The sequence below is a fragment of the Pseudomonas sp. TH39(2020) genome (genome assembly GCF_016650715.1).
Lineage (GTDB): Bacteria > Pseudomonadota > Gammaproteobacteria > Pseudomonadales > Pseudomonadaceae > Aquipseudomonas > Aquipseudomonas mandelii_C.
This window is the reverse complement of sequence record NZ_JAEKFF010000006.1, coordinates 2,002,591-2,026,161: the sequence shown is the minus strand read 5'-3', so window position 1 is coordinate 2,026,161 and position 23,571 is coordinate 2,002,591. Positions and strand designations below refer to the sequence as shown.

The 23,571-nt window shown below is 59.3% G+C and carries 20 protein-coding genes and 1 pseudogene; 11 read left to right on the top strand and 10 right to left on the bottom strand.

Annotated features, from left to right (window positions below):
• The first annotated feature begins 1 nt into the window (after position 1).
• Positions 2–1,792, top strand: a complete 1,791-nt coding sequence (locus JFU47_RS16965; protein ID WP_201184479.1) for an ATP-binding protein — start codon at positions 2–4, stop codon at positions 1,790–1,792.
• Between the two features lie 12 nt (positions 1,793–1,804).
• On the opposite strand, the pseudogene JFU47_RS16960 reads toward JFU47_RS16965, so the two are convergent.
• The 7 genes and pseudogenes from JFU47_RS16960 to JFU47_RS16930 all read right to left on the bottom strand — a co-directional run bounded on the left by JFU47_RS16960 (position 1,805) and on the right by JFU47_RS16930 (position 9,155).
• A pseudogene (locus JFU47_RS16960) lies at positions 1,805–3,417 on the bottom strand (EAL domain-containing protein).
• Positions 3,418–3,492: 75 nt separating this feature from the next.
• Complete coding sequence (locus JFU47_RS16955; RefSeq protein ID WP_201184478.1) at positions 3,493–4,275, bottom strand: N-acetylmuramoyl-L-alanine amidase; 783 nt, start codon at positions 4,273–4,275, stop codon at positions 3,493–3,495.
• A gap of 103 nt (positions 4,276–4,378) precedes the next feature.
• Positions 4,379–6,475, bottom strand: a complete 2,097-nt coding sequence (locus JFU47_RS16950; RefSeq protein WP_201184476.1) for a GGDEF domain-containing protein — start codon at positions 6,473–6,475, stop codon at positions 4,379–4,381.
• On the bottom strand, positions 6,472–7,350 hold the full coding sequence (locus tag JFU47_RS16945; RefSeq protein WP_123367421.1) for an endonuclease/exonuclease/phosphatase family protein: 879 nt from the start codon (positions 7,348–7,350) through the stop codon (positions 6,472–6,474). Before JFU47_RS16945 ends, JFU47_RS16950 begins: the two co-directional genes overlap by 4 nt.
• Positions 7,351–7,364: 14 nt before the next feature.
• Positions 7,365–8,006, bottom strand: a complete 642-nt coding sequence (locus tag JFU47_RS16940) for a thiol:disulfide interchange protein DsbA/DsbL (RefSeq protein WP_123367420.1) — start codon at positions 8,004–8,006, stop codon at positions 7,365–7,367.
• Positions 8,007–8,206: 200 nt separating this feature from the next.
• Positions 8,207–8,818, bottom strand: coding sequence for a c-type cytochrome (locus JFU47_RS16935; protein ID WP_201184475.1), 612 nt, complete (start codon positions 8,816–8,818; stop codon positions 8,207–8,209).
• 46 nt (positions 8,819–8,864) lie between these two features.
• Positions 8,865–9,155 carry a c-type cytochrome gene (locus JFU47_RS16930; protein ID WP_007947948.1) on the bottom strand — a complete coding sequence of 97 codons (291 nt, stop codon included), beginning with the start codon at positions 9,153–9,155 and terminating at the stop codon, positions 8,865–8,867.
• Between the two features lie 191 nt (positions 9,156–9,346).
• Between JFU47_RS16930 and yihA the strand changes: the two genes are divergently transcribed.
• Positions 9,347–9,988 (top strand): ribosome biogenesis GTP-binding protein YihA/YsxC, encoded by a 642-nt coding sequence (gene yihA, locus JFU47_RS16925; RefSeq protein WP_046044882.1) that lies wholly within the window; start codon positions 9,347–9,349, stop codon positions 9,986–9,988.
• 301 nt (positions 9,989–10,289) lie between these two features.
• On the opposite strand, the gene polA is transcribed toward yihA, so the two are convergent.
• Positions 10,290–13,061: a DNA polymerase I gene (gene polA / locus JFU47_RS16920; RefSeq protein WP_201184473.1), complete on the bottom strand. Its 2,772-nt coding sequence runs from the start codon at positions 13,059–13,061 to the stop codon at positions 10,290–10,292.
• A gap of 74 nt (positions 13,062–13,135) precedes the next feature.
• On the opposite strand from polA, the gene JFU47_RS16915 reads away from it, so the two are divergent.
• Together JFU47_RS16915 and JFU47_RS16910 are read left to right on the top strand one after the other, a co-directional pair.
• On the top strand, positions 13,136–13,426 hold the full coding sequence (locus tag JFU47_RS16915; RefSeq protein ID WP_123367417.1) for a DUF2782 domain-containing protein: 291 nt from the start codon (positions 13,136–13,138) through the stop codon (positions 13,424–13,426).
• Positions 13,427–13,484: 58 nt separating this feature from the next.
• Positions 13,485–14,435 (top strand): homoserine kinase, encoded by a 951-nt coding sequence (locus tag JFU47_RS16910; RefSeq protein ID WP_201184472.1) that lies wholly within the window; start codon positions 13,485–13,487, stop codon positions 14,433–14,435.
• Between the two features lie 116 nt (positions 14,436–14,551).
• On the opposite strand, the gene JFU47_RS16905 is transcribed toward JFU47_RS16910, so the two are convergent.
• Complete coding sequence (locus tag JFU47_RS16905) at positions 14,552–15,472, bottom strand: metal ABC transporter solute-binding protein, Zn/Mn family (RefSeq protein WP_201184470.1); 921 nt, start codon at positions 15,470–15,472, stop codon at positions 14,552–14,554.
• A gap of 66 nt (positions 15,473–15,538) precedes the next feature.
• Here JFU47_RS16905 and zur point away from each other — a divergent pair, with 66 nt between their 5' ends.
• From zur to JFU47_RS16885, 4 genes are read left to right on the top strand one after another with little or no spacing between them, the layout of a single operon-like run.
• A complete protein-coding gene (zur, locus tag JFU47_RS16900) occupies positions 15,539–16,021 on the top strand; it encodes a zinc uptake transcriptional repressor Zur (RefSeq protein WP_201184466.1) in 483 nt (160 codons plus the stop codon).
• A complete protein-coding gene (znuC, locus tag JFU47_RS16895; protein ID WP_140676000.1) occupies positions 16,021–16,806 on the top strand; it encodes a zinc ABC transporter ATP-binding protein ZnuC in 786 nt (261 codons plus the stop codon). Before zur ends, znuC begins: the two co-directional genes overlap by 1 nt.
• The gene (gene znuB, locus JFU47_RS16890; protein WP_201184462.1) at positions 16,799–17,587 is read left to right on the top strand and encodes a zinc ABC transporter permease subunit ZnuB; all 789 of its coding nucleotides are present in this window, start codon (positions 16,799–16,801) and stop codon (positions 17,585–17,587) included. Before znuC ends, znuB begins: the two co-directional genes overlap by 8 nt.
• Positions 17,588–17,624: 37 nt before the next feature.
• Positions 17,625–18,341, top strand: coding sequence for a PA5502 family lipoprotein (locus JFU47_RS16885; RefSeq protein ID WP_201184460.1), 717 nt, complete (start codon positions 17,625–17,627; stop codon positions 18,339–18,341).
• A 121-nt stretch (positions 18,342–18,462) separates the two neighbouring features.
• Here the strand turns inward: JFU47_RS16885 and katE are convergent, their stop codons facing one another.
• Positions 18,463–20,601, bottom strand: coding sequence for a catalase HPII (katE, locus tag JFU47_RS16880; RefSeq protein WP_201184458.1), 2,139 nt, complete (start codon positions 20,599–20,601; stop codon positions 18,463–18,465).
• Positions 20,602–20,864: 263 nt separating this feature from the next.
• On the opposite strand from katE, the gene JFU47_RS16875 reads away from it, so the two are divergent.
• The 3 genes from JFU47_RS16875 (at position 20,865) to JFU47_RS16865 (ending at position 23,417) form a co-directional block, all read left to right on the top strand.
• The gene (locus JFU47_RS16875) at positions 20,865–21,872 is read left to right on the top strand and encodes a methionine ABC transporter ATP-binding protein (RefSeq protein WP_140676009.1); all 1,008 of its coding nucleotides are present in this window, start codon (positions 20,865–20,867) and stop codon (positions 21,870–21,872) included.
• Positions 21,872–22,567 carry a methionine ABC transporter permease gene (locus JFU47_RS16870; protein WP_008152458.1) on the top strand — a complete coding sequence of 232 codons (696 nt, stop codon included), beginning with the start codon at positions 21,872–21,874 and terminating at the stop codon, positions 22,565–22,567. The genes JFU47_RS16875 and JFU47_RS16870 overlap by 1 nt, the downstream gene beginning before the upstream one ends.
• A gap of 76 nt (positions 22,568–22,643) precedes the next feature.
• On the top strand, positions 22,644–23,417 hold the full coding sequence (locus JFU47_RS16865; protein WP_123367410.1) for a MetQ/NlpA family ABC transporter substrate-binding protein: 774 nt from the start codon (positions 22,644–22,646) through the stop codon (positions 23,415–23,417).
• Positions 23,418–23,571 lie beyond the last annotated feature (154 nt).

Below are 23,571 nucleotides of genomic sequence, written 5' to 3'. Positions count from 1 at the left end.
GATGAGACTGGCGATGAAGTTGCGCACGCGGCTGTTTCTGAGTATTTCCGCACTGATCACCGTGGCGCTGCTTGGGCTGTTGCTCGGGCTGGTCAGCGTGATGCAGATGGCGAGTTCCCAGGAAGCGCTGATTCGCAATAATTTCGTCACGCTCGACCTGGGACTGAAATTGCGTCAGACCTTGGGCGATCAGCTGATGATCATGCTCAGCGAGAAGCCGGATCCTGCGGCGTTCGAGGCGTCCAAGCAGCATTATTTTCAGTTGCTTGATGACGGCATTGTCCATGCCCAGGCTGGCGATGAGCTCCAACACGGTTTCGAACAGGCCAAGACTGACTACCTGAGCTTTCTGCAGGCATACGACCTGTCCCGTGACTCGACGCAGGTATTGAGTGGCAACGAAGAGCTCACCGAAAAATTCAACGCACTGCGCAATGGTTTGATCGTCGAGCAACAGCGTGCGCTGGATAACATCAATGCCACCGAACAGCAGACTCGGGAGAGGGCGCTGCTGGTTGCCGGCCTGCTCGGGCTGGTGGGGCTGGCGGTGCTGATCATCGGTTTCGTCACCGCCCACGCTATCGCTCAACGTTTTGGTGCGCCAATCGAGGCTCTGGCCCAAGCGGCGGACAACATCGGCCAAGGCAATTTCGAAGTGACGCTACCGATTTCCTCGGCCGTGGAAATGAACCTGCTGACCAAGCGCTTCGGGATCATGGCCCAGGCCCTGCGTGAGCATCAGGCCACCAATGTCGATGAACTGCTCGCAGGTCAGCAGCGTTTGCAGGCCGTGCTCGACAGCATCGACGATGGGCTGTTGATGATCGACCGCGATGGTCGTTTGGAACACCTCAATCCAGTGGCGCAGCGTCAGTTGGGTTGGGACAGCGATCGTCTCGGTCAAGGTCTGGGTACGGCGCTTGAGCGCCCCGAACTCGATGATCAGCTGCAACTGGTACTGCGCGGTGGCACCCTGGAGCGGGCGCCTGAGGACCTGAGTATCGAGGTCGACGGTGAGTCGCGGTTGCTGACCTTTAGCCTGACGCCGGTCAGCCATACACAAGGTCATATTCTCGGCGCCGTGATGGTGCTGCATGACGTCACAGAACAGCGGGCGTTTGAGCGGGTGCGCAGCGAGTTCGTGCTGCGCGCCTCCCATGAATTGCGAACGCCGGTTACCGGGATGCACATGGCGTTCGGCCTGTTTCGCGAGCGCGCCCACTTTGCCCAGGACTCGCGTGAAGCTGATCTGCTGGACACCGTGAATGAAGAGATGCAGCGCTTGATGCAGTTGATCAACGACCTGCTGAACTTCTCCCGCTACCAGAACGGATTGCAAAAACTCACGTTGGCGCCGTGCTCCATAGAGGATTTGCTGGAGCAGTCCCGGGCACGTTTTGCCGGCCTTGCAGAAGAGCAGGGCATCGACCTGCTAGTGGAAGTGCAAGGGCCATTACCGCGATTGCAAGCCGATCAGCCGCAGCTGGACCGGGTGCTCGATAACCTGATCGACAACGCGTTGCGCCACACCGCTTCCGGCGGGCAAATACGTTTGCAGGCTCGACGCCATGGGGAGCGGGTGATTATCAGCGTTGAAGACAACGGCGAAGGCATTGCCTATGGCCAGCAGGGACGGATTTTCGAACCCTTTGTACAGGTGGGTCGCAAGAAGGGCGGTGCCGGGCTCGGTCTGGCACTGTGTAAGGAAATCGTGCAGTTGCACGGCGGTCGGATGGGTGTTTATTCGCGACCAGGGCAGGGTACTCAGTTCTATATGGCGTTGTCGGTATAAGCCGCAGCCGCTTCAGGCTTCGTCATCGAGACGGCGGGCGGCCAATCGGCGGCCACGGGTTATCAGCTCGATGAACTGCACCGCACTCAACGCATGGGCAAATAGCCAACCCTGACCGAACTTCACGCCTTCGCTGCTCAGAAGCGCCGCCTGGGATTCAAGTTCGATGCCCTCGGCAATTACCTTGAGTTGCAGGGCCTGGGCCATGTGAATGATGTGCGGGGCGACACCGCTACTCGCAGCGTCATGACCCAGTGCATCGATAAACGCCTTGTCGATTTTCAGGCAATCGACTGGAAGGGTTTGCAGATAGGCGAGGCTGCAATAGCCGGTGCCAAAGTCATCAATCAGCACTTGATGCCCGACATCCCGCAAGGCTTGCAGGTTTTCCCGGGCGACCACGACATCGATCAATCCCCGTTCGGTGACCTCAAAGGCAATTTGCTTTGCCGCGACGTGGTGCAAGGTCAGCAGTCGCGCCATTACCTGGCCGATACGCGGCACCATGACGTCGCAGGCCGCCAGGTTGACCGAGATGTACAGTTGCGGATTGGCCCGCAACAACTGACCCAGCTGCTCAAGCAGGCGTTGCAGGACGAAGTCGGTCATCTGGCGGATCTGGCCGGTGTTCTCCGCCATCGGAATAAACAGGTCGGGGCTGGTCAGGGTGCCGTCCGGTCTTCGCCAGCGCAGCAAGGCTTCTGCCCCGACACAGTTGCGGCTGTCGAGGTCGAAGATCGGTTGATACAGCACCTGCAATTCGCCTCGTCGTATGGCACCACTCAGTTCGGCGTCCAGCGACTGTCGCTGGCGCACCAGCAGAAGCACCAGAAAACCCACGCATAAGGCGAGTGCCAGGCTGGCCGGCAGCAACCACCACCAGACTGCGGGCACTTGCATACCGGTGCGCGGGCTGATCAGCACCAGTTGGTATTCCGGATTGTTGGTGGGCATGCGGTAAATCAAGCGGGAATGCGTCACTTGTAGCGCGTCGAGGCTTTTCGGGGGCCAGGGTTCGGTGGGGGCCAGACCTGCGAGACACCCAGTACCGGAATCGCGCGCGTACCGTGGTCGAGCACTACCAGCAGGCTGCTTCCCGGTGGCAAGTCGACCATGTCGGTCAAATGCCCGCGAGACGTCGCGACACGAAAATTGCCGCGTCCGAGCATCAGCGCGGCGCGGTTTTCATCGGGTTCGGTGGTGGTGTTCAGCCAGTAACTGTAGGTCGGCCCCTTGATGTCTGGCGGTCTTATCATCGACAGCCCTTCCTGGCGGGGGCGATTGGAACAGATCCGCGAGGCGTCCATATAAGCGGCTTCGTAAACGAAACGGTAATTGAAGCTGACCTGTTGCAAGGTCGCGATCATTTCGTCATCGCAGCCGCGTAACGGCTGGGCCTCCAGGTCGTCGAGGCTTTCCCGCAACTGCCCGAAAAGTTGCTCCAGACGAGCAAGGAAGCGCTCGCCCTGGGCATTCATCTCTTCGCTTTCGCTCTGCTCGACTTGATGCATGGCCACGAACAGGCTGCCGGCCATCAGGAGTGTCGCGCTCAAGGCAGCAGCCAGTATCGCCAAAAACCAAGGGCGAAAGAACCAACTACGTAGTGTCTCTCGAGCAGCAGGCATAGGGAATATCCGAAGTATTACCAATGAGTTATAGCTGCTGATTGGAAAAAAGCCCTGACCGTCGGGCGGGCGTCATTATTTTGTCTGGTTCAAGACTTGTAGAAGCGCCGCGGTTTGCGCATCCGGTATGCCATCGAAACGTGACGGTCGGAAATGCATCTGGAAGGCCGCAATCACATGACGTGTCGCAACATCCAGTTCGCCGGTTTGCGGCGTGGGATAACCCGCGCGGGCCAGCTGCGCCTGAAACCAGCTGATGGTTGGCAGTTGTACTTCGAACTGTGCTTGCTGACGCGTTACGGCCTGCTCATTCGGCCAGATCCCCAGGCCTTCGGCCGCCAGGCGCTTCCAGGGGAACGCCGGCCCCGGATCAAGCTTGCGCAGCGGGGCGATGTCGCTATGGCCGATGATGCTGCGAGGGTTGATGGCGTAGCGTTTGCTGATGTCCTTGAGCAGAACGATCAACGACTGGACCTGGGCTTCGCTGTAGGGATACCAGAAGCGTCCTCCGCTCGGGAGTTCCTTGAAACCCGGGTTGACGATTTCGATACCAATGGAGCTGGAGTTCAACCAGGTCCGGCCTTGCCATTCGCTTTCCCCGGCGTGCCAGGCTCGAAGGTTTTCATCCATCAACTTGTAGATGGTGGCGCCCTTGTCGTCGCCAATCAGGTAGTGGCTGCTGACCTCGCCGTGGGTCAGCAGTTGCAGTGAGCGCTCCTGTGACGCGGAGGTGTAGTGCACGACCACGAACTGAATGCGGCTATCGTAGTTGACTGAAGGGTGACTTGTGTCGAAACGGGGGCCGCTGGCGCAACCGGCCATCAGAATCAGAGACACGATGAGAGATAGATATTTCATGGCAGAAGGCAATACACGCAAGACAGTAATGCAACAGTGTAACGTACTGCCTTGCGCGCAGACGGCCAACGCGCAGTTTTAAACAAAATGGAACAATTGACCGTCAGCCCATTGCCACTTGGTTGCGGCCGGCATGTTTCGCGCGATATAGCGCCTGATCGGCTCTTTTAAGGACCAGATCGCTATGTTCGCCGGGTTTGAATGCTGTCAGGCCCATGGAAATGGTGATAGTTACCGGCTCACCCTTGAAGTGGAAAGGGCAGGCTTCGATTGAGGCGCGCAGCTTTTCCAGCAGTTTCGCACCAGCAATTGGCACTGTGTCTGGCATCAACAGGACAAACTCCTCACCGCCGAACCGGGCAATGAAATCCGTCCCGCGCAGGCGCTTGCGTAGCACGTTGGCGATGATTTTCAGTACTTTGTCGCCCGCCAGGTGACCATAGTTATCGTTAATGCGTTTGAAATGGTCGAGGTCGAGCATTGCCAGCAACAGGGTGTTGCCGTGTTGCTGCCATTGATTGATTTCGTGATCCAGTCGTTCGCTCCAGGCTGCCCGGTTAGGGAGGTCGGTCAGCGGGTCGATCAAGGCTTTCTGACGCTGCTCTTCAAGATGCTCGCGGTAGCCCAGGGCTTCCTGCTCCATGTGCGCAACGCGTTCTGCGAGACTATGAAGGCGGGCCGCGACTTCCTGCTCGCGTTCGTCACGCTGCTTCTGGTGCTGGTCCATGGTGCCAAGCAGGCCTTCCAGATGGTTTTCCAGGACGTGCTTGAGATCGTCCAGGTCGGCGGCTTCCTGCATGCTGCTCTGCAAGCCGTCGACCTGCTCGCGGATCTTCGTGTCCATCTCGCGTGCGGCGGAACGGTTGTCGGCATGGCCTTCGCTGGCGGCTTGCAAGTTGCTTTGGAACGACTCGAGGCGTTCGTTTAGTTGTTGCAAGTAGGCTTCGAATTCATGCTGGCCACTGTCGGTGATTGCCAGCATCAAGGTTGCCAGATCGTCGAGGATTGGCAGCAGTTCGTACCAATTCAAACCGTTTTGCAGGCGATCACGCATCGCTTCGGCTTGCGGACGATGACGCTCGGGCAGCGTCAGGTCGTCGAGCAAGCCCAGTAGCGTGTCTTCGATATGCTTGGCCACCGAGCTGTAGGACGGCTCGGGTGAGTCCGGCAGGGCGTAGAGAACATCCGGCTCGGATTGTTCAGTGTCTACGGTGGCCAACACCTCGGCCATGGCCGGGGGCAACGGCAGGCTGTCGAGATAGACCACCGGGGTCAGTTCGTCGGGATTGATTGCCGGTTGAGCCTGTATTTCTGGCTCGATGATTGATGGAGCGGGTTCTTCTGGATGTTCTATGTCCGGTTGCGGTTGCGGTTGCGGTTGCGTCTCTGGAGTCTGGGCGCGTGCTCGCTCCGGTTCCGGCCCAAGCACTGGCGGGGTAAACGCTACGACGGCAGGAGAAGGCGTTGCTGCGGGCGGTGTTTCGATCGTCATTGGCTCGGGTGCAACAACGGTAGCGGCGATGTGTGCGACCGCCACCTGCGGCTTATCGACGTTTGGCACGAGATCGACGTTTACCTGTGGTCTCTCGGCATGGGGCGCAGCAATCGATTCGGCAAGCTGCAGGGCGGGCCTTGGAACGGCCTCGGGGGCGACCTGTAGTGCCATTTCATCCGCTTCACGGCTACCAAACAGTCGCTGCAGCAGACCGGGGCGGCCGGGTTCTGCCGGGTTTTCAAGCTGATTCAGGGCTTTGCCTTGCAGACCGCTCAGTTCGCTGAGCAGCAACGGAATTTCGCGCGCCTGCCCGACTCTTGCATCCAGATGCTTGGCGAAGTTTTTCAGAGGCCGGCTTACTTCGCGGGGCAGCGGTAATGTTTGCAGCTGCGAGACCAGCGCGGTCAATGCGGCGCTGGTCTGATTAACTCGAGTTTCCCGGCGTTGTTCGGAGTCGAGTACGGCTTTTTCCAGCCGCGGAAGCAGGGCGGCCAGGCCGGCGTCCATGTCGTCGCTGCGCACGACTTCACGCATTTCCTTCATGCATTGGTCAACGACGCGGTCGGTGCCCTCGGCTGCCAGCGTGCTGCGTACCAGGCCACGACGCAGCAGGTCGAGTCGGGCGTCCCATCGACGTTCAAGCTTTTCCTGTTGTTCGATGCTTTTGAGGTATTTCTCTTTCCAGCGCTGTGCTTCGTCGCTCATTCATGGGATCCGCGAGGGGCAGGACTCAACGCGGGCAATGCATCAGCCGTGAGCGAACCCGGCAGACGAATCTCTACCGCGACCGGCAGGTGATCGGAAATGGGTTGTGCCAGCACCTGGACCTTTTCAAGGGTCAGGGTGGGGCTCAGTAGAATATGGTCCAGACAGCGCTGCGGGCGCCAGCTAGGGAACGTCGCTTCCAGTTGCGGCGCGAGCAGGCCGAGGTCACGCAACGGGGAGTTTTGCAGCAAGTCACTGGCATGGGTATTCATGTCGCCCATCAGCACCTGGTGTTTATAGCCGCCGATCAACTCGCGGATGTAAGCCAGTTGCATGCTGCGGGCGCGAGCGCCCAGTGCCAGGTGCATCATGACCACCACCAGCGCCTCAGGACCCTCGCCAAAGCGCACCAGAATCGCCCCGCGACCCTTGGGCCCCGGTAGCGGATGATCTTCAATCGCCCACGGGCGCAGGCGGCTGAGCACGCCATTGCTGTGCTGGCCGAGGCGTCCGAGATTGCGATTGAGTTGTTGATACCAGTAGGGGAATGCGCCGAGCTGGGCCAGGTGTTCGACCTGGTTGACGTAGCCTGATCGCAAGCTGCCGCCATCGGCTTCCTGCAAGGCGACCAGATCGAAGTCGCCCAACAGATTGCCGATCTTTTGCAGATTGTCGGCACGTCCGGTGTGCGGCAACAGGTGCTGCCAGCCCCGGGTCAGGTAGTGGTGATAGCGCTCGGTACTGATGCCGACCTGGATATTGAAGCTGAGCAAGCGCAGACGACTGTCTGCGGGCAGGCCCGTCGATTCCAGATGATGTTCGTTGACCCGCGGATCATGCAGGCCAACGACGCGTTCAGTGCCCCAGCGGCGCATGGCAGTTGCGGCGCTTAGTTCGCAGCAGCCTTGTTAGCCGCTCGCTCTTTGTCGACCAGTTTATCGGCCAACTGCAGTGCTTGTTCGGCACCACCGGCCGAGCCTACATCGAAGCGATACTTGCCGTTGACGATCATGGTTGGAACACCCGAGATTTCATACTTCTTGGCCAGTTCGCGAGCCTTGGTCATCTGACCCTTGATGGCGAAGGAGTCGAAGGTGGCGAGGAATTTGTCCTTGTCTACGCCTTGGGTCGCCAGGAAGTCAGCCATTTCGTTTTTGTCGGTCAGTTTCTTGTGTTCCTTCTGGATGGCGTTGAACACCGCAGCGTGCACGTCATGCTCGACACCCATGCTTTGCAGGGTCAGGAACATTTGCCCGTGGGCGTCCCAAGGGCCGCCGAACAGGGCCGGGATACGCACGAAATTAACGTCGGAAGGCAGCTTTTCAACCCAAGGATTGATCACCGGCTCAAATGCGTAGCAGTGCGGGCAGCCGTACCAGAACAACTCCACCACTTCGATCTTGCCAGGTACAGCCACCGGAACAGCGTTAGTCAGTTCGACGTAAGGGGCGGCGGGTGCTTCGGCGGCCTGGGCGGTCATGCCGAACAGGCTGGCAGCGACGAGTGCGGCGCTGATGATCAGATTACGCATGCTTAACTCCTGGACAATTTTGGTCGCCTCGCGCGACCTGTTTTCAGACAGGTCATGGCGGGCTTGAGTTCTGTAGTGTAACGGCAGCGGCCACAAAAAAGGGCGGCCTAAGCCACCCTTTTTATACTTGCTGCGACGGATTAATAGAGCGTTAACGTTGCTGGAGATGTCCACCCAACGCAACGCTCGATCCGCAGGCCTTAGTGCAGGCCCTGAATGTAGCTGGAGACCGCGGCGATATCTTCGTCGCTCAGCTTTTTGGAGATGGTCTGCATCGGCTTGGTATCGCCATCGTTGGTGCGGCCGGCTTCTTCCTTGCGGAAATCGGTCAGCTGCTTGGCGACGTATTGAGCGTGCTGGCCGCCCAGGTGCGGGAAGCCGGCGGCCGCGTTGCCTGCGCCATTTGGCGAGTGGCAGCCGGTGCAGGATGGCAGGCCCTTGGCCAGGTCGCCACCACGGAACAGTGCTTCACCGCGAGAAACGACTTTCGGGTCGGCGGCGCCAACGCTGCCTTTCTGGCTGGCGAAGTAGGCGGCGATATCGGCCAGGTCCTGATCGCTCAGGTTGGTCAGCAGGCCGGTCATTTCCAGTACCGTGCGTTTGCCGGACTTGATGTCGTGTAGCTGCTTGTTCAGATAACGCTCGCCCTGGCCTGCCAGTTTCGGAAAGTTAGGCGCCATACTGTTGCCATCCGGGCCATGACAGGCGCCACATACTGCGGCTTTCGCCTGACCAGCAGTCGCATCACCTGCAGCATGGGCAATGCCGGAGATCCCCACGGTCAACAGCAGACTCACGATCAATTTGTTCATCAGCTAATCCAACTACGGCTAAGGGTTAAAGAGTTATGGACCGGGATCACTCGCTCATCCACTGGATGATTGCTTGGTAATCCTCGGCACTGCAGTCCATGCACAAACCACGCGGCGGCATCGCCTTGAAACCCTGGGTCACGTGTTGCACCAGCGTCTCCATACCTTTCGCCAACCTCGGCGTCCAAGCTTCCTGATCGCCCTTTTGGGGCGCCATGGGTAGTTGGCCGGAATGACAGGCACCACAAACACGGTTGTACACAGCTTCCGGATCCTGTGTAGCCTGAGCGCTGTAAAGCGGCATCAAGACACCGGCAGCTAGCAGCCATTTCGTCATAAAACGACCTTTTCAGGGTTGAGAGCGTTCTGCGTTCTAGTGCGCAATCAAGGTCATTCGCTCTCGTGAACTTCATCCTACGCTGGGACAAAGCGCACACAAAATCTGCGGCATTATATACTGGCGTCACTGAAACGGAAACGACACTGCTCGCCGCGTCCATTCCCGGCGCCGCCCACATCGGAAATCCCATGCAACTCAAGAACCCTATCCTCGGTCTGTGCCAACAGTCCACCTTCATGCTCAGCGCTGCCAAAGTCGACCAATGTCCCGACGACGAAGGCTTTGAAGTGGCCTTCGCCGGGCGCTCCAACGCTGGTAAGTCCAGTGCGCTGAACACCTTGACGCACGCCAGCCTTGCGCGGACCTCGAAAACCCCGGGTCGCACACAGCTCTTGAACTTCTTCAAGCTAGACGATGATCGTCGTCTGGTCGACCTGCCGGGTTACGGTTACGCGAAAGTACCTATCCCGTTGAAGCTGCACTGGCAGCGTCACCTGGAAGCCTATCTGGGTGGTCGTGAGAGTTTGAAGGGGCTGATTTTGATGATGGACATCCGTCATCCAATGACCGACTTCGACCTGCTGATGCTCGATTGGGCTGTCGCTAGCGGCATGCCAATGCACATTTTGCTGACCAAAGCCGACAAGCTGACCTACGGCGCGGCGAAAAACGTCCTGCTCAAGGTTCAGGCAGACATCCGCAAGGGTTGGGGAGATGCGATCAGCATCCAGCTGTTCTCGGCGCCAAAACGCATGGGCCTGGAAGACGCCTACACTGTACTGGCGGGTTGGATGGAACTGGCGGACAAGGGCGCCGAGCTCGCGGAGTAAGCTCGTTTACAAAAATTGCGGGCAAAAAAAACCCCGGACTTCTTATGGGGAGGGGGAAGTTCCGGGGTTCAAGTTCCGGACCGTTAGGGCGGGGTCCAGATATCTGCCAACACTTAACACAACATTAGGAGCATCGAAGGGCTTCACCACCCATTCAGTAACTCTGAGTGGCGATTCAGGAAATTAGTTCAGAATTTTTTAAAAAGCCTTTGGAATAGGCCATCGAATTTTCCGAACTAAGAGCCCTTCGGTCTTTCTGCCGCGGCACTATGCCGCAGCGGAAAACGCCTTTTCAGACGGTTCAGTGAGCCTCATCCCAGTTATTTCCTACACCAACCTCTACCAACAGCGGCACATCAAGCTTCGCTGCGTCGCTCATGTGCACGCGAATTTCATCACGGACCTGATCGACCAAATCTTCACGCACTTCCAGAACCAATTCATCGTGCACCTGCAGGATGACTTTGGCGTCGAGGCCTGATGCTGTCAGCCAGCTATCCACGGCAATCATGGCTTTCTTGATGATGTCCGCCGCAGTGCCTTGCATCGGGGCGTTGATCGCCGTGCGTTCGGCACCTTTGCGCAGGGCCGGGTTTTTCGCGTTGATTTCCGGCAGGTACAAGCGACGACCAAAGATGGTTTCGACGAAACCTTGTTCGGCGGCCTGGGCGCGGGTGCGTTCCATGTATTCCAGCACGCCTGGGTAACGGGCGAAGTAACGGTCGATGTAGGCTTGGGATTGCTTGCGATCAACACCAATCTGTTTGGCCAGGCCAAACGCGCTCATGCCGTAGATCAAGCCGAAGTTGATCGCCTTGGCACTACGCCGTTGGTCGGTGGTGACGTCTGCCAGTTCAACCCCGAAAACTTCAGCGGCGGTGGCTTTGTGCACGTCCAGATCATTGCGGAACGCGTGCAGCAACCCTTCGTCCTTGGCCAGGTGAGCCATGATTCGCAGTTCGATTTGCGAATAGTCCGCTGCCAGCAGCTTGTAGCCTTTTGGTGCGACGAACGCCTGACGAATCCGACGACCTTCAGCGGTGCGGATAGGAATGTTCTGCAGGTTCGGGTCGCTGGACGACAAGCGCCCGGTCGCCGCGACAGCCTGATGATAAGAGGTGTGAATCCGCCCGGTGCGTGGGTTGATCTGCTCCGGCAGGCGATCGGTGTAGGTACTTTTCAGCTTGCTCATTGAGCGGTACTGCATCAGCACTTTGGGCAGCGGGAAATCCTGTTCGGCCAGCTCCGCCAGCACGGCTTCGGCGGTGGACGCCTGGCCCTTGGCGGTTTTGCTGAGAATTGGCAGGCCGAGCTTTTCGTACAGGATCACGCCCAATTGCTTCGGCGAGCCGAGGTTGAATTCTTCCCCGGCAATGGCGAACGCCTCACGCTCGAGGGCGACCATTTTCTCGCCCAGTTCCACGCTCTGAATGCCCAGCAGGTTGGCATCGACCAGCGCGCCTTGGCGTTCGATTCGTGCCAGCACCGGCACCAACGGCATTTCGATTTCGCTCAGGACCTTGCTCAGGCTCGGGATGGTGTTGAGTTTTTCCAGCAGGGTTTGATGCAGGCGCAGCGTTACGTCGGCGTCTTCGGCGGCGTAAGGCCCGGCCAGTTCCAGGGAGATCTGGTCAAATGTCAGCTGTTTGGCGCCTTTGCCAGCGATGTCCTGAAAACTGGTGGTGGTGTGATTCAGGTACTTGAGCGCCAGGCTGTCCATGTCGTGGCGGGTCGCGGTGGAGTCCAGCACGTAGGATTCGAGCATTGTGTCGAAAGCAACGCCTTGCACGGTGATGCCGCAGCTTTGATCGCCACCGATGGCACAGTTGGCAAGGATGTTCATGTCGAACTTGGCGTGCTGGCCAACCTTGAGTTTGCTCGGGTCTTCCAACATCGGCTTCAGTGCGCGCAGCACGGTATCGCGATCGAGCTGATCCGGCACGCCCATGTAGGAATGGGTCAGTGGGATGTAGGCTGCTTCGTTGGCTTGTACAGCGAAAGACAGGCCCACCAGTTGCGCCTGCTGCGCATCGATGCCGGTAGTTTCGGTATCGAAGGCAATCAGCTTGGCGTTGTTGAGCTTTTTCAGCCACAGGTCGAAATCAGCCTGGGTGAGGATCGTTGTGTACTTGAGTTCGGTATCGACGGCCGCTTCTTCAGCCACCGGAGCGGCGACTTCCTGACCGGAACGCTTGGCGTCGCGCTGGTTCTCTTCGTACCAGCTCTTGAATTCCAGCAGGGTATAGAGCTCGGCGAGCTTGTCGTGATCCGGCTTGCCCATTTGCAGGTCGTCGAGGCCGATATCCAGCGGCACGTCGATCTTGATGGTTGCCAATTGATAGGAGAGAAACGCCATCTCCTTGTGCTCTTCGAGCTTGGCCGGCAGGGTTTTGGCCCCGCGAATCGGCAGGGTCGGGACGATGTCGAGCTGCGCATAGAGCTCGGTCAGGCCGCCGTTCACACCGACCAACAGGCCGGAAGCGGTCTTCGGGCCAATGCCCGGAACGCCCGGAATGTTGTCGGAAGAATCGCCCATGAGCGCCAGGTAATCGATGATCTGCTCGGGAGCGACGCCGAATTTCTCCTTCACGCCCTCCACGTCCAGCGCGCTACCGGTCATGGTATTGACCAAGGTAATGTGGCCGTCGACGAGCTGCGCCATGTCCTTGTCGCCGGTGGAGATCACCACCGGGCGGTCGGCCGCCGCGCTGCTGCGGGCCAGGGTGCCGATCACGTCATCGGCTTCGACGCCTTCGACGCACAACAGTGGAAAGCCCAGGGCGATCACGCTTTGGTGCAGCGGCTCGATCTGAACACGCATGTCGTCGGGCATGCTTGGGCGGTTGGCCTTGTACTCGGCAAACATTTCGTCCCGGAATGTTCCGCCCTTGGCGTCGAACACCACGGCGAACGGACTTTCCGGGTACTGCTTGCGCAGACTCTTGAGCATGTTCAATACGCCCTTGACCGCACCGGTCGGCAAACCTTTGGAAGTGGTCAGCGGTGGCAGGGCGTGAAAGGCGCGGTACAGGTAAGAAGAACCGTCCACCAGGACGAGGGGGGCTTGGCTCATGAGCAGGATCAACCTTTTCGGCGGGTCCGGCGCTAGAATAGCGGGACCGTTGACGACAAAGGGACAAGGTTATCATGCGCACACTAAATCGCCTGTTGCTGGCTGGCCTGTTTGCAACCGTTCCACTGGCCGTCATGGCGGCGGATGATGCTCCGACATCTGAGCCGCAAGTCACTATCCGCACGGAAGGGGATAAAACCATCCAGGAGTACCGCCAAAACGGTTTCCTGTACGCGATCAAGGTCACGCCCAAGGTCGGACCGCCGTATTTTCTGGTGCGCGCGGATGGGACCGATGCAAACTACATCCGTTCGGATCAGCCGGATATGCTGATTCCGTCGTGGAAGATTTTTGAATGGAAGTAGTTTCTTAATCTCAATCGGCGCTGGCTCAAGCAGCGGCGCCCGTACTGGCAGTTCAAACATGTCTGTGTTCACCCCGCTGGCTCGGCCCGAGCTGGAAACCTTTCTCGCCCCTTACGGGCTCGGCCGCCTGCTTGATTTCCAGGGGATTGCCGCTGGAAGCGAAAACACCAATTTCTTTATCAGCCTGGAGCAGGGCGAATTTGTCCTGACCCTGGTTGAGCGTGGTCCGGTCCAGGAGATGCCGTTCTTCATTGAACTGCTCGACGTGCTGCATGACGCCGACCTGCCAGTGCCTTATGCCTTGCGCACCACCGATGGCGTCGCCTTGCGCGAGCTGGCGGGCAAGCCTGCGCTGTTGCAGCCACGTCTGGCCGGCAAGCACATCAAGGAAGCCAATGCGCAGCATTGCGCTCAGGTGGGCGAGTTGCTCGGCCATCTGCACCTGGCGACCCGGGCCAACATGATCAAGCGCAAGACCGATCGCGGCCTGGACTGGATGCTGGAAGAGGGCACGCAGTTGCTGTCGCACCTCAATGCCGAGCAAAGCGAACTGCTGCAACGGGCGCTGGACGAAATCACACAGCAGAAGACGAAAATTCTGGCGCTGCCGCGAGCCAATATCCACGCCGACCTGTTCCGCGATAACGCGATGTTTGAAGGCACTCACCTGACCGGGCTGATCGACTTCTACAACGCGTGTTCGGGGCCGATGCTCTACGACGTGGCGATCGCCTTGAACGACTGGTGTTCGGACGAGAGCGGGTTGATCGACGGGCCACGGGCGAGGGCGTTGCTTGGCGCTTATGCAGCGCTGCGACCGTTCACGGCGACCGAGGCGGAGTTGTGGCCAACCATGCTGCGGGTGGCGTGTGTGCGGTTCTGGCTGTCGCGGTTGATTGCCGCTGAGTCGTTCGCCGGGCAGGACGTGTTGATTCACGATCCGATGGAGTTTCAGCAGCGTCTGGCGCAGCGGCAGAAGGTCAGCACACCGCTGCCGTTCGCGCTCTAAAAGCTTCGCGAGCAGGCTCGCTCCCACAGGGACCTCTAGTGAACACAAAATCTGTGTTCACATCGATCAATGTGGGAGCGAGCCTGCTCGCGAATGGAGCGACACAAATGTCTGGGTTACAACGACTCCAGACACCCCGCCAAATCTTTCCCCAACTTCTCCAGTACCTGCTCGTACCCCTGAGCGGTCGCCGGCGTGTACCCGCCCAGCGCGTCCAGTTCCGCCAGCTTCACCGGCAGACCCGCCACCAGGGTTTCCGCCAGGCGCGGACGCAGAGGCGGTTCGCTGAACACGCAGGTTTTGCCGACTTCCTGTAATCGAGTGCGCATCGCCGCGACGTGCTGGGCGCCAGGCTGGACCTCGGCGGCGACGCTGAATACGCCGGCGTGCTTGAGGCCGTAGGCGTCTTCAAAGTAGTCGAAGGCCTCGTGGAATACGAAGTACGGTTTGCCTGCGATGCCGGCCAGGCGTGCTTTCAAGCGAAGATCCATTGCATCCAGACGCTCATCGAACGCCTTGAGGTTGCTCTGATAACGCGCGGCATTGGCCGGATCGGCGGCACTCAGGTCTGCGGCCATTTTTGTGGCGATGACGCGGGCGTTGACCGGCGAAAGCCACAAGTGCGCGTCCAGACTGCCTGGACGGTGATCGTGATCATGTTCGTCGGCTTCTTCCGCATGGGAGTGGCTATCTTCGGCGAAATGTCGCAGTTTCAGGCCCGGCAAATCCTGCACGGCGACGCTGGGCAGCGTACGACCATTCAGCACGCGGGGCAGGAAACCTTCCATGCTCGGACCGATCCAGTACACCAGATCCACCGATTGCACCTTCCGTACGTCGGATGGGCGCAAGGCGTAGTTATGAGGCGAGGCACCCGGCGGCAGCAAGACTTCCGGAATCGCCACGCCGTCCTGCACCGCCGCCGCGATCAGCTGTAGAGGCTTGATACTGGTGAGAACTTTGACTTCGGCGTGAGCTGAACTGATCAGCAGAAAACTTGCGACAAATGCGACAAAGATAGAAAAAAGTCGGGACACGATGACCACTCGAAGAGGCGAGAACGGGTAACATAATAACGTCTCTCACAAAACTCGTCGCCGCTCATGCCTAAAACACCGATTGCCAGCCGTCCCCACGACCACTCTCATTGCGTCCATAGCGCATTGTCTGAGGCCGATGCCCTGTGCGCACGTCAAGGCCTGCGCCTGACCGCCTTGCGCCGGCGGGTGCTGGAACTGGTCTGGCAGAGCCATAAACCGTTGGGTGCCTACGACATTCTCGCGGTACTCAGCGAGCAGGACGGCCGCCGTGCGGCGCCGCCGACCGTGTACCGTGCGCTGGACTTCCTGCTGGAAAACGGCCTCGTACACCGCATCTCCTCGCTGAACGCCTTCGTCGGCTGCAATCACCCGGGGCGCGCCCATCAGGGCCAGTTCCTGATTTGCCGCGAATGCCACGCCGCCATCGAGCTCGAACAGAAATCCATCAGTGACGCGATCATCAGTAGCGCCAAGGATGTCGGATTTGTCGTCGAGGGCCAGACCGTTGAAGTGGTCGGCCTCTGTTCGGGTTGCCAGGGGGTTTAATGAGCAACGCGCTGATCCGCCTCGAGCAGGTTGCCGTCACCTTTGCCGGGCAAAACGTGCTGGATAACATCGAGCTGAGCGTCGAGCCGGGGCAGATCGTCACCCTGATCGGCCCTAACGGCGCCGGCAAGACCACGCTGGTGCGCGCTGTACTCGGTCTGTTGAAACCGGACCGCGGCAGCGTGTGGCGCAAGCCGAAACTGCGGGTCGGTTACATGCCGCAAAAACTTCACGTCGATCCAACGCTGCCGCTGTCGGTGCTGCGCTTCTTGCGTTTGGTGCCGGGCGTGGACCGCGCCATGGCCTTGGCGGCACTCAAGGAAGTCGGCGCCGAACAGGTGATCGACAGCCCGGTGCAAAATGTTTCCGGAGGCGAAATGCAGCGGGTGCTGCTGGCCCGGGCATTGCTGCGAGAGCCGGAATTGCTGGTACTCGATGAACCTGTGCAAGGCGTCGATGTGGCCGGTCAAGCCGAGCTCTACAGCCTGATCACACGATTGCGCGACCGCCACGGTTGCGGCGTGTTGATGGTGTCCCATGACCTGCATCTGGTGATGAGCACCACCGACCAGGTGGTCTGCCTCAACCGTCACGTCTGCTGCTCCGGGCATCCCGAGCAGGTCAGCGGTGATCCGGCTTTCGTCGAGCTGTTCGGAAAGAACGCACAAAGCCTGGCGATTTATCACCACCATCACGACCACGCCCATGACCTGCATGGCTCGGTGGTCAGCGCCGCCCCGTCGGCCCCTACCCACGTTCACGGAGATGGCTGCAAGCATGGCTGATTTTCTGCTCTACGCCCTGCTTGCAGGTCTGGCCCTGGCGTTGGTCGCGGGCCCGTTGGGATCGTTCGTGGTCTGGCGGCGCATGGCTTATTTCGGCGACACCCTTTCCCATGCCGCGCTGCTCGGCGTGGCGCTGGGTTTTCTGCTGGATGTCAGCCCGACCGTTGCGGTCACCGTAGGCTGCCTGCTGTTGGCGGTGTTGCTGGTGACCTTGCAACAGCGCCAACCGCTGGCGTCCGACACGCTTTTGGGAATTCTCGCACCGAGCACGCTCTCTTTGGGTCTGGTCGTACTAAGCTTCATGCACGAAGTGCGGATCGACCTGATGGCTTATCTGTTCGGCGACTTGCTGGCGATCAGCCCGACCGATCTGGCCTGGATACTCGGCGGCAGCGCGGCCGTTCTGGCTTTGCTGGTGACGTTGTGGCGGCCATTGCTGGCAATCACGGTGCATGAAGAACTGGCCAGGGTTGAAGGTCTGCCGGTGGCGGCGTTGCGCCTGACCCTGATGTTGCTGATCGCTGTAGTGATCGCAGTGGCGATGAAAATCGTCGGTGTGTTGCTGATTACGTCCTTGCTGATCATCCCGGCGGCTGCGGCACAACGTCACGCCCGGTCACCGGAGCAGATGGCACTGGGCGCGAGCCTGCTGGGTATGCTCGCGGTCTGTGGCGGGCTGGCGATGTCATGGTTCAAGGACACCCCGGCGGGCCCATCGATTGTTGTGGCGGCCGCCGCGCTGTTTCTGCTGAGTTTTGTCCTGCCCCGTCGAGGGGTGTAGACTTGCTCGTTTTTTGCGCAAATAGAGAGTCGCAGGAATGAAGCTGTTCGCCTCCCGTTATCTGCTCCTTGTCGCATTTTCGCTGCTACTGGGCGCTTGTCAAAGCACGCCACCGGCGGCCACCGAGGCTACCGGTGCACGGGCCACGGCCATCGCGCAGCTGCAACAAAGCCTGGCCAGCAGCGAACTGGCGACTGCCGAAGATCAATTGGCTGCCTTGCAGGCCGAGTCGCCCAATGATCAATCCCTTGAGCAATACCAGCGGCAACTGGCCGAAGCCTATCTGCGCCGCAGTCAGATCGTGCTGCAAAAGGGCGATGTGAATGCGGCTGCCACGGCGCTGAGCCGCGCCCGGTCGTTGATGCCCAAGGCTCCGGCGCTGACCGGTGGGGTTAACAATGCCATCGTTGATGCCCGCAAAGCTGAACTGGACAGAGCCGAAACAGCGCTCATGGCTGCCGAAGCCAAGCCACAGGCCAAAGTCATTGATCCGACGGCGGAAAGCACCACGGTTGCGTTGAACCTGACTGATATGACGAAACTTCGTCGCCAACTGGATGCGATCGCCGCCGATGTGGTGAATTACCAGTGCGACGTGAGCATTCAGGCGCCACGCACCCAGGACTTCCCTTGGTTGGTCACGTTGCTGACCAAACGCGTGAAGAAACTCGATTCGGACTTTGATCTGAATCTGGAGAAGCAGATTCTGCGCAACGTTCCTGCGCAGATGGTTCTGAGTCCGCGTAAACCTTAAAAGCTTCGCGAGCAGGCTCGCTCCCACATGGGATGGGGGTTGATCACAAATCTGTGATCATCTCTGAACCCTGTGGGAGCGAGCTTGCTCGCGATAGCGTCCTCCCTATCGATACAAAACCTTAAGCCGGAATCGCCTTGGCTTTCGGCTCCCTGTCCCACACCCGATGCTGCCCGATCGCGGCAAAAAACGGTTTGATCAACTTCGCATCCGCCCCCACGATCAACCCCGCATCAGCCTCGAGCTTTAACACATCCAGCAACTGTTTGGCCTCGCCCTGCAGCGCAATCGCCTTCAAGTGCTTGTACGCCTCCAGCACGTAATGCAGCGCCACGCCGTCAGTGCTCAACGCCTTGATCGACGCCGCGCCACCGGGCACAAACACCGCATCGAACGCCACCGAAGGCGAGCCTTCCATCGACGCATCGACCGGCAATGCTTTGCCATCGGCGGTGGTCACAGGAGCAGACGTCGGGCCGAGCAGTTTGGCGTGCGCACCTTCGGCCTTCAGCGCTTTCTTCATCGCATCAATAGCTGCGCCATCGACGCCATTGGCTGCCAGGATTGCCACTTTGCGGGTTTTGATATCCGCCGGCAGCAAGTTGGCCTGGCTCAGGGCCGGCGAGCGATCCGGTGAGGTTTTGCGTACTTCGACCGTCCCGGCTTTGGGCGCGGGCAACCCCAGGTTCTGCGCCACGCGCTTAGCCAGATCCAGATCTATGTTGGCCAGAATCTCATTCACCTGACGCGCGCGGATGAACTCCCGCTCAACCTTGCCCAACTCGAAGCTGTAAGCCGAGATGATGTGCTCCTGCTCGTGCTTGCTCATGCTGTGGAAAAACAGCCGCGCCTGGGAGAAGTGGTCGCTGAAAGATTCGCTGCGCTGACGGATCTTGTTGGCATCGATGCGCTCTGGATAACTTTCGAAGCCGCCATCCTGGGCTGCCGGCGGTGTTTCTTTCGGCCAACCGCTATCAATGGAGTTCGGCTCGTAAGACGCGCGGCCCTTGTCGATGGTGGTGCGATGCAGCGCATCCCGTTGACCATTGTGGAACGGTGCCACCGGGCGGTTGATCGGGATCTCGTGAAAGTTAGGCCCACCGAGTCGGCTGATTTGCGTATCGGTGTAGGAAAACAGCCGACCTTGCAGCAATGGATCGTTGGAAAAGTCGATCCCCGGCACGATATGCCCAGGGCAGAAGGCGACCTGTTCGGTTTCGGCGAAGAAGTTGTCGGGGTTACGGTTGAGGGTCATTTTGCCCAGTGGGGTGATCGGCACCAGTTCTTCCGGGATCAGCTTGGTCGGGTCAAGGATGTCGAAGTCGAATGTATGTTCGTTCTCCTCCTCAATGATCTGTACGCCCAGTTCCCATTGCGGGTAGTCGCCCATCTCGATCGATTCCCAGAGATCGCGACGGTGGTAATCCGTGTCTTTACCGGCGAGTTTTTGCGCTTCATCCCACACCAGCGAACAGGTCCCGGCAGTGGGGCGCCAGTGGAATTTGACGAAGCGCGATTTACCTTCGGCATTGATCAGGCGGAAGGTGTGCACGCCGAAGCCTTGCATGCTGCGCAGGCTTTTCGGGATCGCCCGGTCGGACATGGTCCAGATCACCATGTGCGCCGACTCCGGGACCAGAGAGACAAAATCCCAAAAGGTGTCGTGAGCTGAACCGCCGGTGGGCATCTCATTGTGCGGCTCGGGTTTCACCGCGTGCACGAAGTCAGGAAACTTGATCGCATCCTGAATGAAAAACACCGGCATGTTATTGCCCACCAGATCGAAGTTGCCTTCGTCGGTGAAAAACTTCACCGCGAAACCTCGTACGTCCCGCACGGTATCGCCCGACCCACGAGGGCCTTGCACCGTGGAGAAACGGACGAAGACCGGGGTTTTTTGGCTTGGGTCTTGTAGGAACCCGGCCTTGGTCAGCACGGAATGGGTTTCATAACTCTGGAAGTAGCCGTGAGCACCGGTGCCACGGGCGTGGACGATGCGCTCGGGAATGCGTTCATGGTCAAAGTGCGTGATCTTTTCACGCATGATGAAATCTTCCAGCAACGATGGCCCGCGGGCGCCGACCTTCAACGTGTTCTGGTTGTCCGAGACTTTCACGCCCTGGTTGGTGCGCAGGGCCTGTTCAGTGGCGTCGGAGCGAAATTGCTCCAGGCTGTCGAGCTTGGCATTGGTGTTACCGCGGTCCGGGGTATCGGTCCCGGCCAGTGCGCTTTTGGTGGCGGCAGGTTTTTTAGTACTCATCAGACAAAACTCCTCGTTGCGATTCCCGCCGTAGCCAGGACTCTTGAGCAATACCCCAGGCACGGACCGGGGGCGTTTTCGAGTTGCCTAATTAGTGACTGATGACGTTTTGCGCCGTTCCTTTTTTCTAACCTTTGATCGCGTTATTGCCAAATGGAAGGTTGAATGCGGAATAAATGCTAATAACCTCTATACGGACAGGCTAAAATGCGCGCCCGGCTAACCGCTGATCCTTTTCCAACGCGCCCCACAAGGTTCGCTACGTGATCGAGTTTCAAAACGTCCACAAAACCTACCGCGTCGCCGGTAAGGATATTCCCGCCCTGCATCCGACCAGTCTGACGATTGAGAACGGTCAGGTCTTCGGTCTGATCGGCCATTCCGGTGCGGGAAAAAGTACCCTGCTGCGTCTGATCAATCGCCTGGAAGAGTCCAGTGGCGGCAAGATATTCGTCGACGGTGAAGAAGTCACCGCGCTCGACGCCAACAGCCTGCGGCGCTTCCGTCAGCAGGTCGGGATGATTTTCCAGCACTTCAACTTGCTGGCGTCCAAGACTGTGGCCGACAACGTCGCGCTGCCACTGACCCTGGCCGGTGAACTGTCGCGCAGCGACATCGACCGGCGTGTGGCCGAATTGCTGAAGCGGGTCGGCCTGTCCGACCACGCAAAAAAGTACCCGGCGCAGTTGTCCGGTGGCCAGAAGCAGCGTGTCGGCATCGCCCGCGCCTTGGCGACCAAGCCGAAAATCCTGCTGTGCGACGAAGCCACCAGCGCACTGGACCCGCAGACCACCGCGTCGGTCCTGCAATTGCTGGCCGAGATCAATCGCGAACTGAAGCTGACCATCGTGTTGATTACCCACGAGATGGACGTGATCCGCCGGGTCTGCGACCAGGTCGCGGTGATGGACGCTGGCGTGATCGTCGAGCAAGGTTCGGTAGCTGAGGTGTTCCTGCATCCGAAGCACCCGACCACCAAGCGCTTCGTGCAAGAAGACGAGCAGATCGACGAAAGCGAGCAGCGCGACGACTTCGCTCATGTTCCAGGCCGCATCGTGCGTCTGACCTTCCAGGGCGAAGCGACCTACGCGCCACTGCTGGGTACCGTCGCTCGCGAAACGGGTGTGGACTACAGCATCCTGGCCGGTCGTATCGACCGCATCAAAGACGTGCCCTACGGGCAGTTGACCCTGGCCGTTACCGGTGGCGACATGGAAGCGGCGTTCGCCCACTTCACTGCAGCTGACGTCCACATGGAGGTGCTGCGCTGATGGAATCGTACGACGCATTTATCGAAGCGGCTAAAGAGTTCTTCAAAAACATCGATTGGGCGGAAATCGGCCTGGCCACCAGCGACACGATGCAGATGCTCGGTGGTTCGCTGCTGTTCACCATCCTGCTCGGCCTGCCGCTGGGGGTGCTGTTGTTCCTGTGCAGCCCGCGCCAGTTGCTTGAAAACCGCGTGGCCTATGGGCTGATGTCGCTGATGGTGAACATCCTGCGCTCGCTGCCCTTCATCATCCTGCTGATCGTGATGATCCCGTTCACCGTGCTGATCACCGGCACTTCGCTCGGCGTCGCCGGTGCGATTCCACCGCTGGTGGTGGGCGCCACGCCGTTCTTCGGGCGACTGGTGGAAACCGCTCTGCGTGAAGTGGATCGCGGCATCATTGAAGCAACCCAGGCCATGGGCGCGACCACCAAGCAGATCATCCTCAACGCCTTGCTGCCAGAAGCCCGTCCGGGCATTTACGCGGCGATTACGGTGACGGCTATTACACTGGTGTCCTACACGGCGATGGCCGGTGTAGTCGGTGCCGGTGGGTTGGGCGACTTGGCGATCCGTTTCGGCTACCAGCGTTTCCAGACCGATGTGATGATCGTCACCGTGGTGCTGTTGCTTGTGCTGGTGCAGGTTCTGCAAATGGTTGGCGACAAACTGGTCGTACACTTCTCCAGAAAATAAACAGTTCTCGTAAACAAGACATGAGCCGGCCATTCGCTGGCAGGCGCCAAACGGGCGCCCACAAGGAGTTAGCTGAATGAAAAAACTACTCGTAGCGCTCGCAGCCGTTGCAGCGTTCTCTGCTCAGGCCGATGAAACCCTGACCGTCGCGGCTACCCCGGTCCCGCACGCAGAAATCCTAGAATTCGTGAAACCGGCCCTGGCCAAAGAAGGCGTGGACTTGAAGGTCAAAGTCTTCACCGACTACATCCAGCCGAACGTGCAGGTGGCCGAAAAACGTCTGGACGCCAACTTCTTCCAGCACCAGCCGTACCTCGATGAATTCAACAAGGCCAAGGGCACCAATCTGGTGGCCGTTGCTGGCGTGCACCTGGAACCGCTGGGCGCTTACTCCAGCAAGTACAAAGCGCTGACCGAGCTGCCAGGCGGCGCCAACGTGGTGATCCCGAACGACGCCACCAACGGCGGCCGTGCGCTGTTGCTGCTGGCGAAGGCTGGCCTGATCAAGTTGAAGGATTCGAATAACATCCTCGCGACCGTCAAGGACATCACCGAGAATTCCAAGGACCTGAAATTCCGTGAACTGGAAGCCGCGACCATCCCCCGCGTGCTGACCCAGGTCGACCTGGCGCTGATCAACACCAACTACGCGCTGGAAGCCAAGCTTGATCCGTCCAAGGACGCGCTGGTCATCGAAGGCAACGACTCGCCTTACGTGAACATCCTCGTTGCCCGTCCAGACGACAAGGACAGTGACGCGATGAAGAAGCTGGTTGCTGCCCTGCACAGCCCGGAAGTAAAAGCCTTCATCCTCGAGAAGTACAAAGGCGCGGTATTGCCGGCGTTCTGATTTAACCCGCTACACCGATCGTTCCCACGCTCTGCGTGGGAATGCCTCACCGGACGCTCTGCGTCCGCTCTTGGGACACGGAGCGTCCCTGGCTGCATTCCCACGCAGAGCGTGGGAACGATCAGGTATAAAAAAACCGCAGCTTGGGCTGCGG

Coding starts and splice junctions, on each gene's coding strand:
- JFU47_RS16965 (WP_201184479.1), top strand. CDS start 2: ATGAGACTGGCGATGAAGTTGCGCACGCGGCTGTTTCTGAGTATTTCC.
- JFU47_RS16955 (WP_201184478.1), bottom strand. CDS start 4,275: ATGAAATATCTATCTCTCATCGTGTCTCTGATTCTGATGGCCGGTTGC.
- JFU47_RS16950 (WP_201184476.1), bottom strand. CDS start 6,475: ATGAGCGACGAAGCACAGCGCTGGAAAGAGAAATACCTCAAAAGCATC.
- JFU47_RS16945 (WP_123367421.1), bottom strand. CDS start 7,350: ATGCGCCGCTGGGGCACTGAACGCGTCGTTGGCCTGCATGATCCGCGG.
- JFU47_RS16940 (WP_123367420.1), bottom strand. CDS start 8,006: ATGCGTAATCTGATCATCAGCGCCGCACTCGTCGCTGCCAGCCTGTTC.
- JFU47_RS16935 (WP_201184475.1), bottom strand. CDS start 8,818: ATGAACAAATTGATCGTGAGTCTGCTGTTGACCGTGGGGATCTCCGGC.
- JFU47_RS16930 (WP_007947948.1), bottom strand. CDS start 9,155: ATGACGAAATGGCTGCTAGCTGCCGGTGTCTTGATGCCGCTTTACAGC.
- yihA (WP_046044882.1), top strand. CDS start 9,347: ATGCAACTCAAGAACCCTATCCTCGGTCTGTGCCAACAGTCCACCTTC.
- polA (WP_201184473.1), bottom strand. CDS start 13,061: ATGAGCCAAGCCCCCCTCGTCCTGGTGGACGGTTCTTCTTACCTGTAC.
- JFU47_RS16915 (WP_123367417.1), top strand. CDS start 13,136: ATGCGCACACTAAATCGCCTGTTGCTGGCTGGCCTGTTTGCAACCGTT.
- JFU47_RS16910 (WP_201184472.1), top strand. CDS start 13,485: ATGTCTGTGTTCACCCCGCTGGCTCGGCCCGAGCTGGAAACCTTTCTC.
- zur (WP_201184466.1), top strand. CDS start 15,539: ATGCCTAAAACACCGATTGCCAGCCGTCCCCACGACCACTCTCATTGC.
- znuC (WP_140676000.1), top strand. CDS start 16,021: ATGAGCAACGCGCTGATCCGCCTCGAGCAGGTTGCCGTCACCTTTGCC.
- znuB (WP_201184462.1), top strand. CDS start 16,799: ATGGCTGATTTTCTGCTCTACGCCCTGCTTGCAGGTCTGGCCCTGGCG.
- JFU47_RS16885 (WP_201184460.1), top strand. CDS start 17,625: ATGAAGCTGTTCGCCTCCCGTTATCTGCTCCTTGTCGCATTTTCGCTG.
- katE (WP_201184458.1), bottom strand. CDS start 20,601: ATGAGTACTAAAAAACCTGCCGCCACCAAAAGCGCACTGGCCGGGACC.
- JFU47_RS16870 (WP_008152458.1), top strand. CDS start 21,872: ATGGAATCGTACGACGCATTTATCGAAGCGGCTAAAGAGTTCTTCAAA.
- JFU47_RS16865 (WP_123367410.1), top strand. CDS start 22,644: ATGAAAAAACTACTCGTAGCGCTCGCAGCCGTTGCAGCGTTCTCTGCT.